The 20,258-nt window shown below is 59.6% G+C and carries 21 protein-coding genes; 10 read left to right on the forward strand and 11 right to left on the reverse strand.

From position 1 onward, the window contains the following. Positions 1-138: 138 nt before the first annotated feature. Positions 139-612, reverse strand: a complete 474-nt coding sequence (locus MTP41_RS13820) for a methylated-DNA--[protein]-cysteine S-methyltransferase (protein ID WP_249235752.1) — start codon at positions 610-612, stop codon at positions 139-141. Positions 613-699: 87 nt separating this feature from the next. Between MTP41_RS13820 and MTP41_RS13825 the strand changes: the two genes are divergently transcribed. The 3 genes from MTP41_RS13825 (at position 700) to MTP41_RS13835 (ending at position 3,135) form a co-directional block, all read left to right on the forward strand. After that, positions 700-1,425, forward strand: coding sequence for an NAD-dependent protein deacylase (locus MTP41_RS13825; protein ID WP_097774769.1), 726 nt, complete (start codon positions 700-702; stop codon positions 1,423-1,425). Between the two features lie 87 nt (positions 1,426-1,512). Next, complete coding sequence (locus MTP41_RS13830; RefSeq protein ID WP_249235753.1) at positions 1,513-2,151, forward strand: hypothetical protein; 639 nt, start codon at positions 1,513-1,515, stop codon at positions 2,149-2,151. 21 nt (positions 2,152-2,172) lie between these two features. After that, the gene (locus MTP41_RS13835) at positions 2,173-3,135 is read left to right on the forward strand and encodes a D-2-hydroxyacid dehydrogenase (RefSeq protein WP_249235754.1); all 963 of its coding nucleotides are present in this window, start codon (positions 2,173-2,175) and stop codon (positions 3,133-3,135) included. Positions 3,136-3,171: 36 nt separating this feature from the next. On the opposite strand, the gene MTP41_RS13840 is transcribed toward MTP41_RS13835, so the two are convergent. The 3 genes from MTP41_RS13840 to MTP41_RS13850 all read right to left on the reverse strand — a co-directional run bounded on the left by MTP41_RS13840 (position 3,172) and on the right by MTP41_RS13850 (position 7,927). Beyond that, the gene (locus MTP41_RS13840; RefSeq protein ID WP_044953423.1) at positions 3,172-4,335 is read right to left on the reverse strand and encodes a pyridoxal phosphate-dependent aminotransferase; all 1,164 of its coding nucleotides are present in this window, start codon (positions 4,333-4,335) and stop codon (positions 3,172-3,174) included. Positions 4,336-4,627: 292 nt separating this feature from the next. Then, complete coding sequence (locus tag MTP41_RS13845; protein WP_005939873.1) at positions 4,628-5,320, reverse strand: peptidoglycan-binding domain-containing protein; 693 nt, start codon at positions 5,318-5,320, stop codon at positions 4,628-4,630. Between the two features lie 3 nt (positions 5,321-5,323). After that, positions 5,324-7,927: a peptidoglycan-binding domain-containing protein gene (locus MTP41_RS13850; protein ID WP_249235755.1), complete on the reverse strand. Its 2,604-nt coding sequence runs from the start codon at positions 7,925-7,927 to the stop codon at positions 5,324-5,326. Between the two features lie 317 nt (positions 7,928-8,244). On the opposite strand from MTP41_RS13850, the gene MTP41_RS13855 reads away from it, so the two are divergent. Continuing rightward, on the forward strand, positions 8,245-9,126 hold the full coding sequence (locus MTP41_RS13855; protein ID WP_249235756.1) for an aldose 1-epimerase family protein: 882 nt from the start codon (positions 8,245-8,247) through the stop codon (positions 9,124-9,126). Positions 9,127-9,340: 214 nt separating this feature from the next. Here the strand turns inward: MTP41_RS13855 and proS are convergent, their stop codons facing one another. Together proS and acpP are read right to left on the reverse strand one after the other, a co-directional pair. Further along, complete coding sequence (proS, locus tag MTP41_RS13860; RefSeq protein WP_097778196.1) at positions 9,341-10,780, reverse strand: proline--tRNA ligase; 1,440 nt, start codon at positions 10,778-10,780, stop codon at positions 9,341-9,343. A 122-nt stretch (positions 10,781-10,902) separates the two neighbouring features. Further along, entirely contained in the window at positions 10,903-11,139 is a 237-nt protein-coding gene (gene acpP, locus MTP41_RS13865; RefSeq protein ID WP_044953468.1) for an acyl carrier protein, read from the reverse strand. Between the two features lie 299 nt (positions 11,140-11,438). On the opposite strand from acpP, the gene dapF reads away from it, so the two are divergent. The 6 genes from dapF (at position 11,439) to MTP41_RS13895 (ending at position 15,799) form a co-directional block, all read left to right on the forward strand. Next, positions 11,439-12,278: a diaminopimelate epimerase gene (gene dapF / locus MTP41_RS13870; RefSeq protein ID WP_249235757.1), complete on the forward strand. Its 840-nt coding sequence runs from the start codon at positions 11,439-11,441 to the stop codon at positions 12,276-12,278. A gap of 182 nt (positions 12,279-12,460) precedes the next feature. Next, positions 12,461-13,648, forward strand: coding sequence for an LL-diaminopimelate aminotransferase (locus tag MTP41_RS13875; protein ID WP_097774778.1), 1,188 nt, complete (start codon positions 12,461-12,463; stop codon positions 13,646-13,648). A gap of 130 nt (positions 13,649-13,778) precedes the next feature. Beyond that, positions 13,779-14,150: a GntR family transcriptional regulator gene (locus MTP41_RS13880; protein WP_005939906.1), complete on the forward strand. Its 372-nt coding sequence runs from the start codon at positions 13,779-13,781 to the stop codon at positions 14,148-14,150. 2 nt (positions 14,151-14,152) lie between these two features. Continuing rightward, the gene (locus MTP41_RS13885; protein ID WP_097778193.1) at positions 14,153-14,998 is read left to right on the forward strand and encodes an ABC transporter ATP-binding protein; all 846 of its coding nucleotides are present in this window, start codon (positions 14,153-14,155) and stop codon (positions 14,996-14,998) included. Next, the gene (locus MTP41_RS13890) at positions 14,995-15,639 is read left to right on the forward strand and encodes an ABC-2 transporter permease (RefSeq protein WP_249235758.1); all 645 of its coding nucleotides are present in this window, start codon (positions 14,995-14,997) and stop codon (positions 15,637-15,639) included. The genes MTP41_RS13885 and MTP41_RS13890 overlap by 4 nt, the downstream gene beginning before the upstream one ends. Position 15,640: 1 nt before the next feature. Beyond that, positions 15,641-15,799, forward strand: coding sequence for a hypothetical protein (locus MTP41_RS13895; protein ID WP_165852545.1), 159 nt, complete (start codon positions 15,641-15,643; stop codon positions 15,797-15,799). A gap of 59 nt (positions 15,800-15,858) precedes the next feature. Here the strand turns inward: MTP41_RS13895 and MTP41_RS13900 are convergent, their stop codons facing one another. The 5 genes from MTP41_RS13900 to MTP41_RS13920 all read right to left on the reverse strand — a co-directional run bounded on the left by MTP41_RS13900 (position 15,859) and on the right by MTP41_RS13920 (position 20,229). Further along, on the reverse strand, positions 15,859-16,098 hold the full coding sequence (locus MTP41_RS13900) for a hypothetical protein (protein WP_097778191.1): 240 nt from the start codon (positions 16,096-16,098) through the stop codon (positions 15,859-15,861). A gap of 19 nt (positions 16,099-16,117) precedes the next feature. Beyond that, positions 16,118-16,597: a YhcH/YjgK/YiaL family protein gene (locus MTP41_RS13905; RefSeq protein WP_097778190.1), complete on the reverse strand. Its 480-nt coding sequence runs from the start codon at positions 16,595-16,597 to the stop codon at positions 16,118-16,120. 179 nt (positions 16,598-16,776) lie between these two features. Continuing rightward, positions 16,777-17,682, reverse strand: coding sequence for an SPFH domain-containing protein (locus MTP41_RS13910; protein WP_005939926.1), 906 nt, complete (start codon positions 17,680-17,682; stop codon positions 16,777-16,779). 50 nt (positions 17,683-17,732) lie between these two features. Further along, the gene (locus MTP41_RS13915) at positions 17,733-18,182 is read right to left on the reverse strand and encodes an NfeD family protein (protein ID WP_118528053.1); all 450 of its coding nucleotides are present in this window, start codon (positions 18,180-18,182) and stop codon (positions 17,733-17,735) included. Positions 18,183-18,372: 190 nt separating this feature from the next. After that, positions 18,373-20,229: a glycoside hydrolase family 13 protein gene (locus MTP41_RS13920; RefSeq protein WP_249235759.1), complete on the reverse strand. Its 1,857-nt coding sequence runs from the start codon at positions 20,227-20,229 to the stop codon at positions 18,373-18,375. Between the last annotated feature and the right edge of the window lie 29 nt (positions 20,230-20,258).

Consider the following 20,258-nt stretch of genomic DNA (forward strand, 5'->3'; position numbering starts at 1 on the left):
TATGCAGTTTCCCACAGCGACCCTACGGTGAAAAAGTGTTTCAGAAAAGCCCGCAGGCTTTTCTGAAACACAAATATAAAAATAAATTTTCCGCTGAAAATGCCCAGAGCGAACGCGGAGGGCATTCCGATCATAAAATTACTCCTGCTGTTCCAACTCCAGCAAATATTGCTTCATCTCCACGCCATAGGCGTAGCCGGTGAGCCTGCCGGTGCTGCCCACCACCCGGTGGCAGGGCTGAAAGATGGCGATGGGGTTGCAGTGGCAGGCACCGCCCACGGCACGGCTGGCCTTGGGTTTGCCAACAGCGGCGGCCAGCTGGCCGTAGGTGCGGGTCTCACCGTAGGGGATCTTGTTCATCTCGGCCCAGACGGCTTTCTGGAAGGGGGTGCCCTTGGGGGCCAGCGGCAGATCGAATTCCCTGCGCGCCCCGGCAAAATATTCGTTCAGCTGCTCCTCGGCTTCCTGTAAAAGCGGTGTCTCGCACACCTTGCGGGGCAGCGGTTCCAGTTCCGGCACTCCGTCCGGGCAGAGGGTCAGCCCGCAGATGGCATCGTTTTCCTCTTCCAGCCGGAAGGTTCCCAGAATGCTGTTCACATACCAGACGTTCAAAAGTTGCGCTTCCTTTCCTGTGAGTTTGTGTTATACTGAAGCTATCTTAACACAAATGTACATCCGGCGAAAGGGGCGTTTTTTGTTATGGTACAGGCATTGGAAGAGATCATTGCCAAAAGCAGCAGCATCGTGTTCTTTGGCGGGGCGGGCGTTTCCACCGAGAGCGGCATCCCGGACTTCCGCAGTGTGGACGGACTTTATCATCAGAAGTACGCCTACCCGCCGGAAACGATCCTGAGCCATACCTTCTGGGAGGAGAACCCGGAGGAGTTTTACCGTTTTTACCGCGATAAGCTCATCGTGAAGGGGGCAAAGCCCAACGCGGCCCACCTGCGGCTGGCAAAGCTGGAACGGGAGGGCAGGCTGAAAGCGGTCGTCACCCAGAACATCGACGGCCTGCATCAGGCGGCGGGCAGCCGCACGGTGTACGAGCTGCACGGCAGCACCCTGCGCAACTACTGCACCCGCTGCGGTAAGTTCTACGATGTGGATTTCATTGCCAACAGCACCGGTGTGCCCCGCTGCACCGAGTGCGGCGGCATCGTCAAGCCGGATGTGGTGCTGTATGAAGAAGGGCTGGACGAGGAGGTGCTGTCCGGCGCGGTGAACGCCATCCGCCATGCGGATACCCTGATCATCGGCGGCACAAGCCTTGTGGTGTACCCGGCGGCAGGACTGATCCGGTACTTCCGGGGCGACCATCTGGTGGTCATCAACATGCAGCCCACCGGGGCAGATGCGGAAGCCGACCTGTGCATTGCAAAGCCCATTGGTCAGGTGCTGAGCGAGGATGTAACGCTGGATCTGTAAAACAAAAAGAGCGGCCCTGTTTCGCGCCGATTCTCGTCCCCGGTCCGGTATGCTGGATGCATACTGAAAAAGAATGGGGGAAACCAAATGATCCAGGTTTGTGACCCGCCGCGCACGCGGCAGGTAAGGCGGCTTTCGGCGGAGGAATTCTGCCGACTGGCGCAGAGCGAAGTGAGCAGTGTGTACCGTCCGCGCAGCGAGGTGCTGCGGATGCTGACGGTAGGCGAGGTGTGGGGCGTGTACAGTACACGCGGTGTGCCGGGAGCCGGGTGCATCCTGCTGCCCATGGATGCCGATGTGGCAGCGGCGGCTGCGCTGCGCCGCTTTTTGGGCTGGAACCGCACGTCAGGCGGATATTTTTTGACGCCGGCAGCCGGGCCGGACGGCCATGCTGCCGAGACCCTTGCACCGCTGCTGGCTGCGGCTGCTGCCCGGCAGGAGTTTCTTGCCCGGCAACGGGCACGGTGGGCCGTGGTGGAATGTGCGGCAGAAGAGCTGATCCCGCTGTATCTGCGTCAGGGGTTTGCTTTGCGGGCTATCCGCCCGCTGGACAGTCTGGCACCGTGTTTTCTGCTGCAGGCCGGGTGCCTTGCGCAGAATGTGCCGCCGGTATGGCTCCCGCTGGCCGACCGGGTGCACATTGCCATCCTGCTGGCTCGGGGCTATGCCGCGCTGGAAAGTCGCGAAAGCCCGCAGGGCACGGTGCTGGCACTGTATCCCGTATGATGTGAAAGTGAGGAAGTTGAAATGAAAGCAGTTGTTCTGGAAGATTATGCCATACAGCAGGGAGATCTGAACTGGTCGGGTGTGAAGGCGCTTGTGCCGGACATCACCTGCTATGGGCGCACCGCGCAGGAAGAGGTGGTGCCGCGCATCGGGGATGCGGAGATCGTGTTCCTGAATAAGTGCCGCATCGACGAAGCCGTTCTGGCCCAGTGCCCGAAGCTCAGGTGGGTGGGCATCATTGCCACCGGAACGGATAACCTTGATCTGAAGGCCTGCCGCCGCCATGGCGTGCCGGTAGCCAACGTGCCTGGCTATTCTACTTACAGTGTGGCACAGATGACCTTCAGCCTGCTGCTGGCCATCTGCCAGTGCGCCGACCGTTACCATCGCCTTGTGCAGGACGGCCATTGGCGCACCGAGGAGCCTGCGGCCTACGGTCTGCTGCCGCAGGTGGAACTGCTGGGCAAGACCTTTGGCATCTATGGCTACGGCAGCATTGGCCGGCAGACCGCCCGCATTGCCAAGGCCTTTGGCATGGAGGTGTTGGTGTGCACCCGCACCGTTCGGCCGGAGTACGAAGCCGACGGTGTGGAGTTCGTGGATCTTGACACCCTGCTTGCCCGCAGCGATGTGCTCAGCCTGCACTGCCCGGCAACACCTGCAACACAGGGGCTGATCAACGCGGCCACCCTTGCCAAGGCAAAGCCCGGCATGATCTTGCTGAATACTGCGCGCGGTGCACTGGTGGACGAGCAGGCCGTGGCCGATGCGCTGAAAAACGGGAAGCTTGGCTTTTACGGTGCCGATGCCTTTGGCACTGAACCGCTGCCGCAGGCAAGCCCTTTGCGCGGCCTGCCGAATGCCCTGCTGACACCGCACATCGCGTGGGCCACCAACGAAGCCCTGCAGCGGCTGATGGATATTACTGCAAACAACCTGCGCACATGGCTGGATGGCGCGGGAGAGAATATTGTGAACGCATAAAAAACGGGAACGCCGCATGGACGTTCCCGTTATTTTTTAGTTCAGGATACCGCTTGCCTTGATGGACTGCACCGCCTCGGCAATGCGCTCCGGCGGCAGGGTGAGGGCAAAGCGCACGTAGCCTTCGCCCAGCGGGCCAAAGCTGGAACCCGGCGTGCACAGCACACCGCTCTTTTCCACAAGGTCAAGACAGAAGTCCATGCTCTTTGCGTACTTTGCCGGGATGGGTGCCCACACGAACATGCTGCCGTGACTGTCCGGCACATTCCAGCCAATGGAACGCAGGCCGCCGCACAGAGCGTCGCGGCGCTGCTGGTACAGGCCGCACTGCGTTTTTACCATGTCCAGAGGGCCGGTCAGGGCGGCGATGGCGGCTTTCTGCACCGGCAGGAACATGCCGAAATCGATCTGGCCGCGCAGCTTTTTAAAGGCGGCTACCACGTCCCTCCGGCCCACAAGAAAGCTGATGCGGGCACCGGTGACGTTGAAGCTTTTGGACAGGCTGAAGAACTCCACGCCCACATCCATGGCACCCGGCGTATTGAAGAAGCTGTTGCCCACGGCCCCGTCAAAGATAATGTCGCTGTAGGCGTTGTCGTGGATGATGAGAATGTCATACTTTTTGGCAAAGGCCACCAGCTCGGCGTACAGCTCCGGGGAGCCGACGCTGCCCACCGGGTTTGCGGGCAGGGAGACGATCATATACTTTGCCTTGCGGGCCACATCCTCCGGGATGTCCTTCACATAAGGCAGGAAGCCGTGCTCCTTGGTCAGCGGGTAATACCACGGCTTTGCGCCGCCCAGCAGACTGCCCGCAATGAACACCGGGTAGCAGGGAGTGGGCAGCAGCACGGTGTCGCCCTCGTCGCACAGCACCATACCAATGTGGCCCACGCCCTCCTGACTGCCCGCACAGCTGGCTACCTGATCCGGGGTGATCTCCACATGAAAGCGGCGTTTGTAGTAGCCGCACACAGCATCCAGCAGCTCAGGCAGGTCGCGCAGGCTGTACTTCCAGTTCTGCGGGTCGGCAGCGGCATCCATCATGGCCTTGCGGATGTGCTCGGCAGGCGCAAAGTCCGGCGTGCCGACGCTCAGATTATAAATGGTGCGGCCCTGTGCTTCCAGAGCTACCTTGCGTTCGTTCAGTGCAGCGAAGATCTCGTCGCCGAACAAGTCCAGTCGTTTGGAAAATTCCATGATACAATACCCCTCAAATCCTCTTGTTTTCAACATGAACCATTTTAATAATAGAGCTATTTTAGCACGTTTTTCCAAACCGCGCAACGAAAAGGGCAGATGGGGGAGAAAGTTTCAACTTTCGGTGATGGGAAGCGAAGGATGTTTCACGGGGGAACTCCTTCAGTCAAATCCTTTAGGTTTGCCAGCTCCCTCAATGAGGGAGCCTCTGGCGAAGAGGAAAAGCTTGCGGTTTTGCCAAAGGCCCCATCTCCGAGGGGGCTGGCACCGAAGGTGACTGGGGGAGTTTCTGCTAATCGATCGTCGTTTTTGTCCGTCCCACGCCGATGACGGCGGTGCTGATCTTTTTCCAGCTGCTGCAGCCGCACACACCGTCCACACGCAGGCTCGTGCGCCGCTGGAAGCCTTTCAGCGCTTCCTCCGTCCGGGCACCAAAGATGCCGTCGATGCGGCTCCCGGTCTGGTAGCCCAGCGTGGAAAGCGCGTCCTGCAGAATCATCACATAGCAGCCGCGGCTTCCCCGCCGCAGGGTGGGGTAGCCTGCTGTGGTGCCGCTGCAGGCGGGCGTGCCGTAGCGGCGGTCCATGTGCACCCATGTGGGGGTCTGGCTCAGCGGCTCCACATAGCCCCATGCCCCGGTGCCCCGGGCTGCGTTGTAGATGGCCGTGCGGGCGGTCTGGGTCAGGCTCTGGCCCACGTCAAAGGATACGCCCGCGTAGTGCTGGCTGCGGGTGCCGTGGCCGCCCTCCCAGATGCGGCGGAAGGCATACCCCACCGGGATGCCCTTGCCGTACTTGCGGCGGGTCAGGTTCCACGCTTCCATGGCCGCAATGGTGGTCCACAGGGTGGGGCTGGCGGATTTGCCCCGGAATTCCCGCACCCGCAGGGTGGTGCCGGTGCTGTAGGGCATGGGGTCGTTCTCGTTCAGGTTTGCATAGGTGTATACCTTGTTCTCGTAGGCATCGTAGATCAGAAGTCGTGCCATCGCTCATTCCTCCTTGCTGCAGTGTGGGCAGCTCTGGGCCTGCAGCGCGGCCCATGTTCCACGGTCCACGGTGCCGGTCACCAGCAGCCCAGCCCGCTGTTGTGCCAGCCGGACGGCGGCAGTCTCTTCCGGGCCGAAGCAGCGGTTCTCGGTCACATAGCCCTCGGTGCAGTACAGGCAGGAACGTCCGTTCAGCCATGTCTCCACCTGCGCCACGTCCGGCCCCACGCTGCCCGCGCCGATGGCCCGGCCCGGGTAGACCGGGCCATGCCCGATGCTGCGGTCGGGGTTGGGCATTTCGGCGGCGAGCTGCAGGCTCAGCGCTTCCACAGCTGTCCATGTGTCGGCATCCGCAATGCCGGTCTCGGGCAGGCCCAGCAGCTCCTGTGCGCTGCGGGTGGCGGCGGCAGTCTCGTCGGTGTACTGGTCGGAGAGGGGAGGGTTCTCCACACTGGTAAAGTAGTAGGCAATGCGCTGCAAAAGCAGGCTGTAGTAGAGCACTGCACTGCCGGAAGACCCCACTGCGAGCGGGGTACCGGGGTAGGGCAGGCGTTTCAGGGTGACCACCGGCCCGGATGTCCGCAGAGTGGATGCATTGTCGTACAGGCTGTTCCATGTGGTACGTCCTACGATGCCATCTACAGTCAGCCCCGCAAAGCGCTGGTAGGCCCGCACGGCAGCTTCGGTGGAAGCACCGAACTGTCCGTCGATGCCAATGGCCGGGATGCTGCTCTCGTAGGCGCTCATGAGGTAGAGGTAGAACTGCAGCTCCCGCACCGCTGTGCCGGAAGAGCCTTTGCGCAGCACGCCCGGGTACTCGCCGGGGCGCAGGCTGGACGACAGCAGCTTGTTGGCGATGTCGTTGTACACCTCGTATAGCTTGTTCCATGTCGTGCGGCCCACTACACCGTCGCTGGTCAGGCCAAAGTAGGTCTGGAACCGCTTGACTGCCGCTGTGGTGGCACTGCCGAACTTGCCGTCCACCGTGATGTTGTTCAGGTTCGAGTACACCGTGCGCGCGATCTTGAGCCAGAACTGCACCAGCCGCACATTCTGTCCGCTTGCACCCTCCCGCAGGGCGGTGCCGGGGTAGGCGTTGGGGGTGCCGTTGTCGGACTGGATGCTGCGGAACTGGTCGTACAGCCCGGTCCATGTGTCACGGCCCACCACGCCGTCCACGGTCAGGCCGTATTTGCGCTGGAAGGCCCGCACCGCTGCGGCTGTGCCGCTGCCGAATACGCCGTCCACCGTGACCGATGGGATGGAGGAAGTGTACTGCGCCAGCGTATTCAGCCAGAACTGCAGCTGTTCCACAGCACTGCCGGTAGAGCCGGTGCGCAGCACGGTGCCGCCCCATGTGCCGTCCGAGAGAGTGCCGCTGGATACCTCGCCCTCGCTGGTCAGCTCCGCAAGATCCTTGACCGACACATAGATATAGCTGATCTTGTACCATGTCTGCCGTCCAACTGCACCGTCGGCGGTCAGGTTGAACTGCTTCTGGAACGCCCTGACCGTGGCGACCATCCTGGCCCCGAACACGCCGTCCACAGTCAGCAGGCCGAGGAAGGGATAGTCCTTGGTGATGCGGTTCAGCTGGCGCTGCAGGGTGAACACCGCTGTGCCGCTGTCGCCCTGCCGGATGGGCGAACCGGGGTAGCTCTGGGGGATGGACTGGATGTTCGAGGTGCGGATGATCTCGATGTCGTTGCCGTAGTAATACTTCAGGATCTGCAAGGCGTTACGGCCCTGATTGGCCAGCGTCACGGTGCCCCACTGCTTGAGACCCGGGCAGGTGACCGATTTACCGTCGCAGTATTCAGAGTAGTAGGGGTTTACGGTGCCGGTCTTGCGGATATAGGTGTTGAAGATGTCGTCGGTGATGCGCACCATCACATCGAACACGGTACGGCCATGCACATAGTACTGGTCGTAGCTGGTGGAGTTGGTAATGTTGAAGGTGTAGCCTTTGCTGGGGTACCACTCGGTGTAGATGCGGTTGAGTGCCAGCGAGATCTGGCAGTGGATGTTGGCTCGCAGGGCCTGCTCCGGCCAGGTAGGGTAGACTTCGCTGGATGCAACATTGGCGATATAGTCCCGGAAGGAGACAGTCACATTGCGGGCGGATGCCGCAGGCCTGCCCAGATGCACCGTGATGTTTTTGGGAATGATGACTCTGTCCAGCACCCGGGGCACGCAGTTTTGCACCGGCTCCGGGCCGCTGCCGCCGTCTCCGGTGAAAAGCGAATGCTCCGGGATGACCACCGGCACATTCGGGATATCGCGGCCTTCCTCGGTATCGGGGATCATCTCCGGCTGGGCAAGGGTGACCTGCCCGGCAAAAATCTGCACGCCCTGAATGCGCACGGTGCGGTAGCCTGCTTTGACAGCAGTCAGATCCACAACGGCGTAAGGCCGCACCGTGTTATCTTCCTGCAACGACAGGGCGCAGGAGGGCGCTTCAATGGAAAGATCAGCGGCATTGCCCTCTGCGTCGGTGATACGCTGAGAGGTAAAGCCGTTGCCGGACACGGTGACGAGAACACCCTCGATGGGCGAGGACTGACGGGCACCGAAAGCCTGAATGCGTAGAATGCCGGTGTTTTTCATAGGCGGATGCTCCTTTGCTGTAAAAATGGTATCGCTTCTCTCACAGCGTATTCCGCTGCGCCGCCGCGCGTGAATGGGGCTTTTCTTTTGCAGCAGAGGAGTGTATACTGGAAGCAGTTAGGCGGGTGCGCCCACTCCGGCAGGATGACGCGAAGCCATGGTCTAAAGTGTAGGCTGCAATTAGAATCGACGATGCACCACTACGGGAAGTGCGAGGGCTTCTCACGCTGGATGGACTGGAGAGCGGAAGCAGGACGGAGTGGGCGCACCTGCCGTTCGGGCAGTCTATGATAAGAAGCATAAAGGAGAATACAGCAATGCAGGCAACCATTCACAATGAATTTTTGACCTTGACTGTGGACACCCACGGTGCCGAAGCAGTCAGCCTGAAAAATGCAGCGGGCGAAGAAATGCTTTGGCAGGCCGACCCGGCTGTGTGGAAGCGCCACGCTCCCATTCTGTTCCCGTGGACGGGCAAGCTGACCGGCGGTACCTTTGAGGTGGACGGCAAAACGTACAAGGGCGGTCAGCACGGCTTTGCCCGCGACATGGAGCACACCCTGCTCAAGGCCGAGGGCGATACCATCCAGTTGGAGCTGCGCTCGGATGATGCCATCAAAGCCGAACGCTTCCCCTTTGATTTTGTGCTCACCAGCACCTTCCGTCTGGACGGCAAGACCGTGCACCATACACTGACGGTGCGCAACCCCGGCACCGAAGAGCTGCGCTTTGGCATCGGCTATCACCCGGCGTTCAACATCCCCTTTGATGCACAGCACACCACCACGGATTACGAGTTCCGGTTCGACCAGCCGGAAAGCCCGGTCATTCTGGATGCCCGTCCGAACGGCCTGCTGTCTGGCAAGTGCTATTATCAGTGGAAGAACCAGCAGGCCATCCAGCTGACGGATGATCTGTTCGCAAACGACAGCTTCTGCATGGCGGGCCTGCGCACCAAGACCATTGGCATCTATGAGAAGGGCACCGGCCGCAAGATCACCTGCAATGTGGAAGGCTACCCCTACGCGCTCATCTGGTCGGCCCCTGCAAAGCCGGTGCGGTTTGTGTGCATTGAGCCGTGGCACAGCCTGCCCGCCGCCGAGACTGACCCGCAGCAGTGGAGCCAGCGTGCCGCTGCCGCCTGCCTTGCCCCGGGTGAAAGCTGGGAGACCACCCTGAGCACCACATTTGACCGCTGAAAAAGGTGAATGACAAAACCCTCTCAGGCGCTAACGCGCCAGCTCTCCCGAAGGGAGAGCTTCATGAAGCGCGCAAAAGCTCCCCCTTCGGGGGAGCTGGTATCGCGAAGCGATGACTGAGAGGGTTCGGAAAACAGCTAAGCTGATTTAAAGAATCATCGAAAAAAGGCAGTGCTGCACAGAATGCAACACTGCCTTTTTATCTAATGGTATCTTAGTAGGCCACGCCCCAGTAGACCATGGCCTTGGCGGGTTTGCCGCAGCAGGGGCACACATCGCTCAGGTGTTCCTGCTCAAACGGCATGCAGCGGCTGGACAGGCCGACTTCTTCCTTCATCTTCATCTCGCAGGCAAGGTCGCCGCACCACATGGTCTTGATGTAGCCGGTGTTTGCCTTGGCCAGCTCCTTCACCTCGTCCATGGTGGTGGCAGCCCAGGTGCGCTTCTCGCGGTTGGCAAGAGCACGCTCGTACAGGTCCTTGCGCAGGGCCTCCAGCTGTGCGGGGATCGCAGTCTCCAGCTCGTCCAGAGAGACGAAGACTTTTTCGCGGGTATCGCGGCGAACCAGTACGCACTGGTTCTTTTCCAGATCCTTGGGGCCGATCTCCAGACGCAGAGGAACGCCCTTCATCTCCCACTGGGAGAACTTCCAGCCCGGGGCATTGTCGCTGTCGTCCAGCTTCACGCGGGCATACTTGCTGATCTTCTCGGCCAGCTCGGCAGCCTTCTCGGAAACGCCGGGCTTGTGGGCTGCGATGGGCACTACGACCACCTGAATGGGGGCCACTGCCGGGGGCAGGATCAGGCCGTCGTCGTCGCCGTGGGTCATGATGATAGCGCCCACCAGACGGGTGGAAACGCCCCAGCTGGTCTGGAACGGATGATGCAGCTGGTTGTCGCGGCCGGTAAAGGTCACGTCATAAGCCTTGCTGAACTTATCGCCAAAGTAGTGGCTGGTGCCGCTCTGCAGGGCCTTGCCGTCCTTCATCATGGCCTCGATGGTATAGGTGGCCTCGGCACCGGCAAACTTTTCCTTGTCGGTCTTGCGGCCCTTCACCACGGGGATGGCCAGATCCTGCTCGCAGACATCTGCGTAGCAGTTCAGCTGCTGCTGGGTCTCAGCCTCAGCCTCGGCGGCAGTCTCGTGGATGGTGTGGCCTTCCTGCCACCAGAACTCGCGGCTGCGCAGGAAGGGGCGGGTGGTCTTTTCCCAGCGGACAACGCTGCACCACTGGTTGTACTTCATGGGAAGCTCGCGGTAGCTGTGCAGCACGCGGGACCAGTGGTCGCAGAACATGGTTTCACTGGTGGGACGCACGGCCAGACGCTCTTCCAGCTTGTCGGAACCGCCCATCGTGACCCACGCCACCTCCGGCGCGAAGCCATTGACCAGTTCGCCCTCCTTCTGCAGCAGGCTTTCCGGGATCAGTACGGGCATTGCCACGTTTTCATGGCCGGTGGCCTTGAAGCGGGCATCCATGTCCTTCTGGATCAGCTCCCAGATGGCCTGACCGTAGGGGCGCAGGATGATGAAACCCTTCACGCTGGAGTACTCCACCAGCTCTGCCTTCACGCAGATATCGGTGTACCACTGTGCGAAGTTCTCTTCCTGGCTGGTGATCGCCTGTACGAGCTTCTTTGAATCTTTTGCCATTTTTGCTTTTTCCTCCTAAGGCCGTGCGCCAAACGGCTTGCGTTCCGCACGAACCATATTAAAAGCCCCGTCCATGCAGTGCGGCCGGGTGCCGCACCAGAAGGCGGGGCTTTTTGACTGAATCAGTTCTGCGCGTGGCTGTCCACAAAGTTTACCACATCGCCCACGGTGCGCAGGGACTCGATGGCATCGTCCGGCACCTCAATGCCAAACTCATCCTCCAGCGTCATCACCATATCCACGATATCCAGACTGTCGGCCTCAAAATCGCTCATGATGTCACTGTCCATCGTGATCTTTGCCGGGTCAACATCCAGCTGCTCCGCCAGCAATGCACGGATTTTTTCAAAAGTATCCATTCCTGTGGTCTCCTTTTTGCAGTTGTTTTGCCTGTTCTGTACACCGGTGCCGTGCGTGCGGCTGCCGTGACGGATGCACCCGCAGATGCTGCGCGGCCCCGGACTGTACAAAACTCTCTCTTTTTTTATATCCCATGCCATGCGTATTGTCAAGCCCTGTTTTCCATTCTGACAGATTCCTTTGCGAAAAATTGCCGGAAAGGTGCATTTTCGCTTGACAGGAGCGCCCCGGTTTCTTATCATTATAGAGTAGCGAGTTTATAGGGACTGACCACAAGTCCCATGAAGGAGTTTTGAGCATGAAGCTTTCATTTACCAAAATGCAGGGCTGCGCTAACGATTATATTTATCTGGACTGCCGCAAAAGCGGTGTGCCGGAGAACATTGCAGCCCTTTCCGAAAAATTGTCCCGGCGGCATTTTTCCATTGGTGCGGACGGCATCATCTGCATCTGTGCTGCGCAGACGGCGGGTGCGGACGGCATGATGCGCATCTTCAACGCCGATGGCAGCGAGGGCAGGATGTGCGGCAACGGCATCCGCTGTGTGGCTGAATGGCTGTACACCCACGGCATTGCCAAAGAGACCCTTGCCATTGATACCCTCAGCGGCCTGAAGACCGTCACCCACAAGGGTGCGGGCCTGTGGCAGGTGGAGATGGGCGCTTACAGTGCCATGCCTGCCAGCCTGCCTGCTGTGAACATGGGCGAAGAACCGCTTGTGGACAAAGAACTGACCGTGGATGGCAAAACGTGGCATGTGACCTGCATCAGTGTGGGCAACCCCCACTGTGTGACCGTGGTGGAGGATGTGGACAGCCTGAAGCTGGAAGAGATCGGCCCGGCCTTTGAGCACCACGCAAACTTCCCGGAGCGCATCAACACCGAGTTCGTGCAGGTGGTGGATCCCACCCACCTGAAGATGCGGGTGTGGGAGCGCGGCAGCGGCGAGACATGGGCCTGCGGCACCGGCACCTGCGCCACCGTGGCGGCCCTGACCGAGCTTGGCATCTGCCCAGCAGGCGAGGACATCCATGTGCAGCTGCGCGGCGGTGTGCTGACCATCCGGGTATTGCCCGGCAGACAGCTGCTGATGACCGGCGCCGCCGAGACCGTGTGCGAAGGCACGACGGAAGTGTAAGAAAAACGAGAACCCTCTCAGTCGCCTGACGGCGACAGCTCTCCCGAAGGGCGAGCTTTTCCACATCAAGAGGAAAAGTTTTTCTTCACAAAAAAAAGCTCCCCCACTCGGGGGAGCTGGCATCGAGCGGACGCGAGATGACTGAGAGGGTCATACCAAAACAGAATCGAGGGAAAGTAACCATGAAGATGAACAAGCATTACAACGAGCTGAAGGCAAGCTACCTGTTTGTGGACATTGCCCACAAGGTGGCCGCTTATCAGGAGGCACACCCGGAGAAGGAGATCATCCGTCTGGGCATTGGCGATGTGACCCAGCCGCTGGCAAAGTGTGTGGTCAAGGCCATGCACGATGCAGCCGATGAGATGGGCACCAAGGAAGGCTTCCACGGCTATGGCCCGGAGCAGGGCTACCCCTTCCTCAAGCAGGCCATTCAGGGCTACTATGCAGGCCGCGGCACCCAGCTGGCAGAGGATGAAATTTTCATCTCTGATGGTGCAAAGAGCGATCTGGCCAACGTACTGGGCCTGTTCGATGTGGACAACACCGTGCTGGTGCCGGACCCCGTTTATCCCACCTACGTGGACGATAACGTGACCGATGGCCGCAAGATCATCTACAGCCGCACCAGTCAGGAGAACGGCTTCCTGGGAATGCCGGATGAGAATGTGAAGGCTGACATCATCTATATCTGCAGCCCCAATAACCCCACCGGTGCCGCCTACACCCGCGACCAGCTCAAGGCATGGGTGGACTACGCCAAGAAGAACGATGCCATCATCCTGTACGATGCTGCATACGAGTGCTTCATCTCCGACGAGAACCTCGCCCGCAGCATCTTTGAGATCGAGGGTGCACGGGAGTGTGCCATTGAAATTTGCTCCTTCTCCAAGATCGCAGGCTTCACCGGCACCCGCTGTGGCTACACTGTGGTGCCCAAGGAGCTGGAGCGCGAGGGAATGAACATCAATAAGCTGTGGCTGCGCCGCCAGACCACCAAGTTCAACGGTGTGCCCTATGTGGTGCAGCGCGCTGCCGCTGCGGTGTTCACCGAGAGCGGCATGGCTGAGATCCAGCAGAATTTGGACTACTACCGCAAGAATGCCAAGGTCATCGCGGACGCTCTGGACGAGTGCGGCGTGTGGTACTGCGGCGGCAAGAACAGCCCCTACATCTGGCTGCGCTGCCCCGGTAACATGAAGAGCTGGGAGTTCTTCGACTGGCTGCTGGAAAACTGCGGCGTGGTCGGTACCCCGGGCGTGGGCTTCGGCGAGTGCGGCGAGGGCTACTTCCGCCTGACCGCTTTCGGTGACGCCGAAAAGACCAAGATGGCCGCCGAGCGCATCAAGACCGCCATCAAGGCACTGTAAAACCTAAAAAATGCACCTGCTGTCCGTTTTGGACGGCGGGTGTATTTTTTGCGCATTCTCTTGACAAATCCGTATCTATTGTATATACTGTTCATATACAGATAAAACGCAAGAGCCAAAGGAGCAGCCGATGGAACTGTTTATCAACAACAAAAGCGGCGCGCCTATCTATGACCAGATCTACAACCAGATCAAGCAGCAGATCATCAGCGGGGCTTTGCAGCCGGACGAGGCCATGCCCTCCATCCGGGGGCTGGCACGGGATCTGCGCATCAGCGTCATTACCACCAAGCGCGCCTACGATGAACTGGAAAAAGAGGGCTTCCTTTACGCAGTACCGGCAAAGGGCTTTTTTGTAGCCCCTAAAAACACCGAGCTGCTGCGGGAAGAGAACCTGAAAAAAATTGAAGCGCACCTTACCGAAGCTGTGAAGCTGTCCGCATCCTGCGGGCTGAGCAGGGAAGAGCTGCGGGAGATGCTGGAACTGCTGTGGGAGGGCTGAACATGAACGCACTGGAACTGCGGGGACTTACAAAGCACTATAAGGACTTTACCCTCGGACCGCTGGATCTGACACTGCCCGGCGGCACCATCTGCGGCCTGATCGGCGAGAACGGCGCAGGCAAAAGCACCACCATCAAATTGATTCTGGACATGCTGCAGAAGGACGGCGGTACCGTGACCATTTTGGGCAGGGACAACCGCACCGACCTTGTACACACAAAGGAAGAAATCGGTGTGGTTCTGGGCAGCGAGGGTATCCCCCTGTGCCTGAACGCAGTGCAGGCAGGCAAGGTGATGGCGGGCATCTACCACAATTGGGATGCCGCTGCCTACACAGAATTTTGCCAAAAATTTGAGCTGCCGGAAAAGAAAAAGTATAAGGACTACTCCGCTGGAATGCAGAGGAAGCTGTGCATTGCTGTGGCGCTGGCGCACCACCCCAAGCTGCTGCTGTTGGACGAAGCCACCAACGGGCTGGACCCGGTGGTGCGGGACGAGGTGACCGACCTGCTGCTGAACTTTGCCCGGGACGAAAACCACTCCATCCTTATCTCCTCCCACATCGTCAGCGACTTGGAAAAGCTGTGCGATACCATCGCCTTCCTGCACAAGGGCAGACTGCTGCTCTGTGAGGAAAAGGACGCCTTGCGGGAGGAATACGCCCTGTGGCATGGCACGGCGGCGCAGCTGGCGGCACTGGATACGCGGGTGTACGGCAAGCGGGTCACCCCCTACGGAGTCGAGGCGCTTGTGCGCCGGGATGCAATGCACGCCGGGGCAGAGCTTACCCCGGTAAGCATTGAGGAGCTGTTTGTGCTGATGGTGAAAGGGGAGAATGTACAATGAGAGGCTTGCTGTTAAAGGACGCATATCAGGCATGGTATTACGCAAAAATGGTCGTTGTGGCAACTGTAGTCATGATGGGTGCGGGCGTGATCTCGATGATGAACGGGGCCAATTTCTTCATTGTCTATGCGGGCTTTTTGCTGGGTATGATGCCCATGACACTGCTGGCATACGACCAAACCAGCAATTTCAACGAATACAGTGCCGCGCTTCCGGCCACAAAAGAGCAGCTGGTGGGGTGTAAATACATTGTTGGTCTGTGCGGGCTGGTGCTGGCAGAGGTATTTGCTGCCGCGGCGCTTGGCGTGGCACAGCTGCACTGGGTAGCCGTGGATAGTGCGCTCGTGATCTCTACGCTGGTGCAGGTGGGCATGACCACCCTGCTCAGCAGCACCATCCTGCTGCCGCTGAGCTACCGCTTCGGCTACGAAAAGGCAAAGGTCGTGTTCTATTTCATAGTTGGTGCGCTCGCGGCCCTGATGGGCTTTTCCGTGGCCGCAAACGAGGACGGTATTGTGAGAAACCTTCTTCCGCAGAGCATCTCGTCGCTGGGGCTGCTGGGTATTGCGGTGGCGGCTCTGACGCTGTATGCTCTCTCGTGGCGGCTGTCTGTTGCATGGTACGGAAAGGCGGAGCAGTAAAATGAAGAAAAGTCAGATCGCGGGTATCCTGTTCGGCGTTGCCATGGGCGTTTTGTTCAGCGTGTCGATGGGGACAGTGGGTTTTGTGCTGGGCGCCAGCTTTGCAATTCTGGGCATGGTGATGTTCAAAGGATTGGATGACCCACAGGATAAAAAGTGAGCTGTAAAAAAGAGCGCCGCCCCTGCAGGAGAAGCTTCTCCGGTAAGGGCGGCGCGTATTTATTTCTTGGACTTTTCGGCGGTTTTCTGTGTGGCTTCCAGTTCCTCCACCCGCTTTTGCAGAGCGGTGATCTTGTCGTCCATTTTCAGGAACGTCCACACCAGAACAGCCAGCACCACCGCAGGCGGAACGACCATCCACAGGGACTGCTGGCACCAGAGCAGCAACGAATAGCCGCCGAACACGGTAAAGAGGAATACGGCAAACAGGCTTGCAGCCAGTACAGCAAAAAATCCCATATAAATGCCCTCTCTCGGCTTATTTCTCGGTCTCGTCCTCTTCGTCCGGGTCCAGCTCGATGCTGAACACGGCTTTCTTCAGTTTGCCGCAGCCCTGCGCCTTCAGGCCGGATTTATAGGGCTCTCCGGCCAGATACAGGGCAAACCGCCCCTCGCACAGCATTCCGGCAATGCTGGTGCCTGCGGTACCCACGGTGGTGTCGGTGGCTTCGTCGGTGGGCTTTGTCGGGGTCAGCTCAGCAAGGCTCACCTCAAACAGCTCGCTGCCGTCCAGATCGGTCTCCAGCGTGATGTGGTTGTCGTGGCGCTGGAACAGCGCTTTATCGGAAGTCAGCGGTGTGACGGTGCTCACAGTGACCACAGCCTTTTCGCCGTCGATGCGGGTGCGTCCGGCGGGCAGGGTGGTGATGTCCCGCGCCATGATATACTCAATGACGGTGTCGAGGTTGTCGCTCACGCCCAGATAGTTGGGCAGGTTGTTCAGGGTATCGTAGATCATAGTGGTGCTCCTCCACAAGCGGCCTCGCCCTCTCAGTCACGTTCCGTGACACCTCTCCCAAAGGGAGAGGCTTTGGCAAAACCGGAGACTTTATCATTCTGCCAAGGGCTCCCACTTTGGGGGAGCTGTCGAACGAAGTGAGACTGAGAGGGCGAGGAAGCTGTCCTTTATAAAATTCTTTATTCTGCGTCCTTCGGGTCGGTCATCAGCTCTTTGATGCTGGGCACCACGCCGCCCAGATTCTGAAGCTCCGAAGGAATGATGATCTTGGTTGCCTTGCCGTTGGCGACCTTGGCCAGAGCTTCCAGACTGCGGATGGCCAGAACCTTATCGCTGGGCATGGCCTCGTTCAGCAGGCGGATGGCATCGGCGTTGGCCTTCTGCACGGCCAGAATGGCCTGTGCTTCGCCCTCGGCTTCCAGAATGCGCTGCTGCTTCACAGCATCCGCGCGCAGGATGGCGGCTTCCTTTTCGCCCTCAGCGGCGGTAATGGCGGCCTGCTTTTCACCGTCGGCTTTCAGGATGACGGCGCGTTTCTCGCGCTCAGCCTTCATCTGTTTCTCCATGGCTTCCTGAATTTCACGCGGCGGGATGATGTTCTTCACCTCCACGCGGTTCACCTTGATGCCCCACTTGTCGGTGGCTTCGTCCAGGATGGCGGTGATCTTGCCGTTGATGACATCGCGGCTGGTCAGGGTGTGGTCCAGCTCCATTTCGCCGATGATGTTGCGCAGGGTGGTGGCGGACAGGCTTTCGATTGCCGCAATGGGCTGGTTGACACCGTAGGTGTAGAGCTTGGCATCCATCACCTGAAAGAACACCACAGTATCGATTTGCATGGTAACGTTATCGCGGGTGATGACCGGCTGAGGGGGAAAGTCTGCCACCTGCTCCTTCAGGCTCACCTTTTTGGCGATGCGCTCGATGAAGGGAATCTTAATGTGCAGGCCTGCCGACCATGTGTCGGAGTAGCTGCCCAGCCGCTCAACGACATACACCTTGGACTGGGGCACGATGACGATATTGGTGATGATCACCAGCAGGACGACAAAGACCAGCGCGAGGATCAGAAAAAACATGACCATAGTGGTTCTCCTTTTTCAGATGGGTGCAACGTTTCAGCGCAGAACGCAGATCACGCTCTGCGGCTTTCGGTCAATACGGGCTCCACGATGAGCAGGGTGCTGTGCAGTTCGGTCACACGGCAGCGCTGCCCGGGGGTGAGAATGTCGCCGGGAGTGGCGCAGCGGGCATTCCAGTCCACGCCGTCCAGCCGCACACGGCCCGGCAGGTCGGCGGTGATCGTGGTCAGCACGGTGGCCTCCCGGCCAAGGTTGCGGTCGCCATTGGTGGGGGTGGTTTTCTGGCGCAGCTTTGCAGCCAGCGGCCGGAACGCCAGCAGGCACAGAATGCTTACCACGATGAACACCAGGGCCTGCGCCCGGAACGAATCCGTGAACAGGCAGGTGAGCAGGGCGGCAGCTGAGCCGACGGCGAACCAGACGGAGGTCATGCTGAAGGTGGAAGCCTCCAACAGCAAAAAGCCCACCACGGCAGCCAGCCAGAGAAATGGAACAGGATTCATGGTTCTCCCTCCTTATGCCCCTATTATAGAGTATCCCCCGGGTGGAAGGTCAAGCGTTTTTTACTGGAACGTTGCACAGAAAACGAAATAAAGAACAAAAACTCCCTCAGTCACGGCTTTGCCGCGTCAGCGATGATGGAAAGAGTGAAAAAAGCCGCTGCACAAAATATGCGCAACGGCTTTTCTCAAATCAGGTGATATCGTAATAGCTGTGGTTCGGGTTATGCCCGTTCTCCTCCACCACGATGGTAAAGCCCATGGGGTTCACCTCCGTGTGTTTGCCGGAAGCCAGCGGCTCCACGATGATGTGCTCCGAGCGGTTTACGATGATCTCGGCTGTTTCCGCTTCGCCTACGCGCTGGTAGTGCAGGATGCCGTCCTGCGCCCGCAGCACCCGCAGCTCACCGGTGCGGAAGGCCTCGCAGCTGTGGCGCAGCTGCGCCAGCTGTGCCAGCACCGGCTTCAGGCGCTTTTCGTGGCTGTCCCAGCAGAAGAAGGCACGGTTGAAGGGGTCGCGGTAGCCCTGCATCCCGATCTCATCACCGTAGTACAGGCAGGGCACGCCGGGCAGCGTGTAGATGATGGCATAGGCCATGCGCAGGCGCAGCATCCCTTCCTCGTAGGCTTCGCCGGCCACACAGCGGCCGCTCTGCCACTCGCGGCCACGGCCGTTGGCGGGCTCGTCCGCGATCACGGTGAGGGCGCGTTCGGTGTCGTGGGTGGAGAGAAAGTTCAGCGCAGTGTCCATGGCAGGGGCGGGGTAGTGCTCACAGATGGACAGAATTTCGCCCATGGCCTGCTCGGCGGGCTTGCCCTTTACAAAATCCAGCACAGCGTTCTTGAAGGGGTAATTCATCACGCTGTCCAGCCCCTTGCCCAGCAGATAGGTGCGGCGCTGGCCAAAGCCGTATTTGGTGGTGGCATCCTCCCACACCTCGCCCAGCAGGAACTTTTCCGGGCTGACCCGCTTGACAGCGGCGCGGATCTTTTCAATAAAGTCGTCCGGCAGCTCGTCGGCCACATCCAGACGGAAGCCTGCGGCACCGCGCCGCAGCCATGTGTCAATGACACCGCCCTCGCCGGTGATGAACTCCACATAGGAGGGGGTCTCTTCGTTCACCTCGGGCAGGGTCTCGAAGCCCCACCAGCTGCGGTAGCCGCCCTTATACTTGGGGTCAAAATCGTACCAGCTGCGGTAGGGGGAGTTGGGGTCGCGGTAAGCACCGCCGTCACCATAGCGGCCTTCGCGGTTGAAATAGCGGCTGTCGGAACCGGTGTGGCTGAACACACCGTCCAGCACGATGCCAATGCCGTACTTAGCGGCCTCGCGGCAGAGCACCTCGAACTCCTCGTTGGTGCCCAGCAGCGGGTCTACGTTGAGATAGTCGGCGGTGTTGTAGCGGTGGTTGGAGTGCGCCTCAAAGATGGGGTTGAGGTAAAGGTAATCCACCCCCATCTCCCGCAGATAGGGCAGCTTGATGCGGATGCCTTCCAAGTCGCCGCCGAAATAGTCCTCGTTCAGGTGGCCGCCGGTCTCGTTGGGCTGCCAGAAGGGTTCGGCGTGTTTGTCGGCCTGATACAGCCGGTCCGGGAAAGGCATGGGCTTGTTCTCAATGCCCTCGCAGAACCGGTCCGGGAAGATCTGATAGAACACCTTGCCCTTGATGCACTCCGGGGTCTGGAAACCGGCATCGTAGACGGTGATCTGCCACTTTTCGCCTTCCTGCCAGCTGACAACGCCGCAGTTGTCCGGCCCGCGGTAGATGCGGCGGAAGTCGGTGTAGAGGTCGAAGTAGTAGAAGTACAGGCCCGGGTCGTTCAGCGGCAGCTCCACGGAAAAGTGGTTCTGCTGGGGGGTCTGGCCGTCGAACTTCATGCGGTAGTGCACCGGCACGTCATATTTTCCCTCCTTCTGGAGCACCAGATGAGGATCGACATAGCCCAGCTCTTCCGGGATGCAAAGGGTCAGGCGTACGGTCTGACCGGCCCGCAGTGCGCCAAAGGGCTGCTTGAAATAGGGGTCGTAGCTATTGAACAGACAAGACAAAGCAGGGTCGTCCTTTCTCAAAAAAGCCC

The organism is Faecalibacterium sp. I4-3-84, from assembly GCF_023347255.1.
Taxonomy (GTDB): Bacteria; Bacillota; Clostridia; order Oscillospirales; family Ruminococcaceae; genus Faecalibacterium; species Faecalibacterium taiwanense.

Bases quoted from the DNA above. Each gene is read 5' to 3' on its own strand.
- MTP41_RS13875 (WP_097774778.1), top strand. From the start codon at position 12,461: ATGAAGATGAACAAGCATTACAACGAGCTGAAGGCAAGCTACCTGTTT.
- acpP (WP_044953468.1), bottom strand. From the start codon at position 11,139: ATGGATACTTTTGAAAAAATCCGTGCATTGCTGGCGGAGCAGCTGGAT.
- MTP41_RS13915 (WP_118528053.1), bottom strand. From the start codon at position 18,182: ATGAATCCTGTTCCATTTCTCTGGCTGGCTGCCGTGGTGGGCTTTTTG.
- MTP41_RS13895 (WP_165852545.1), top strand. From the start codon at position 15,641: ATGAAGAAAAGTCAGATCGCGGGTATCCTGTTCGGCGTTGCCATGGGC.
- proS (WP_097778196.1), bottom strand. From the start codon at position 10,780: ATGGCAAAAGATTCAAAGAAGCTCGTACAGGCGATCACCAGCCAGGAA.
- MTP41_RS13825 (WP_097774769.1), top strand. From the start codon at position 700: ATGGTACAGGCATTGGAAGAGATCATTGCCAAAAGCAGCAGCATCGTG.
- MTP41_RS13890 (WP_249235758.1), top strand. From the start codon at position 14,995: ATGAGAGGCTTGCTGTTAAAGGACGCATATCAGGCATGGTATTACGCA.
- MTP41_RS13830 (WP_249235753.1), top strand. From the start codon at position 1,513: ATGATCCAGGTTTGTGACCCGCCGCGCACGCGGCAGGTAAGGCGGCTT.
- MTP41_RS13855 (WP_249235756.1), top strand. From the start codon at position 8,245: ATGCAGGCAACCATTCACAATGAATTTTTGACCTTGACTGTGGACACC.
- MTP41_RS13850 (WP_249235755.1), bottom strand. From the start codon at position 7,927: ATGAAAAACACCGGCATTCTACGCATTCAGGCTTTCGGTGCCCGTCAG.
- dapF (WP_249235757.1), top strand. From the start codon at position 11,439: ATGAAGCTTTCATTTACCAAAATGCAGGGCTGCGCTAACGATTATATT.
- MTP41_RS13840 (WP_044953423.1), bottom strand. From the start codon at position 4,335: ATGGAATTTTCCAAACGACTGGACTTGTTCGGCGACGAGATCTTCGCT.
- MTP41_RS13835 (WP_249235754.1), top strand. From the start codon at position 2,173: ATGAAAGCAGTTGTTCTGGAAGATTATGCCATACAGCAGGGAGATCTG.
- MTP41_RS13845 (WP_005939873.1), bottom strand. From the start codon at position 5,320: ATGGCACGACTTCTGATCTACGATGCCTACGAGAACAAGGTATACACC.
- MTP41_RS13905 (WP_097778190.1), bottom strand. From the start codon at position 16,597: ATGATCTACGATACCCTGAACAACCTGCCCAACTATCTGGGCGTGAGC.
- MTP41_RS13885 (WP_097778193.1), top strand. From the start codon at position 14,153: ATGAACGCACTGGAACTGCGGGGACTTACAAAGCACTATAAGGACTTT.
- MTP41_RS13880 (WP_005939906.1), top strand. From the start codon at position 13,779: ATGGAACTGTTTATCAACAACAAAAGCGGCGCGCCTATCTATGACCAG.
- MTP41_RS13900 (WP_097778191.1), bottom strand. From the start codon at position 16,098: ATGGGATTTTTTGCTGTACTGGCTGCAAGCCTGTTTGCCGTATTCCTC.
- MTP41_RS13910 (WP_005939926.1), bottom strand. From the start codon at position 17,682: ATGGTCATGTTTTTTCTGATCCTCGCGCTGGTCTTTGTCGTCCTGCTG.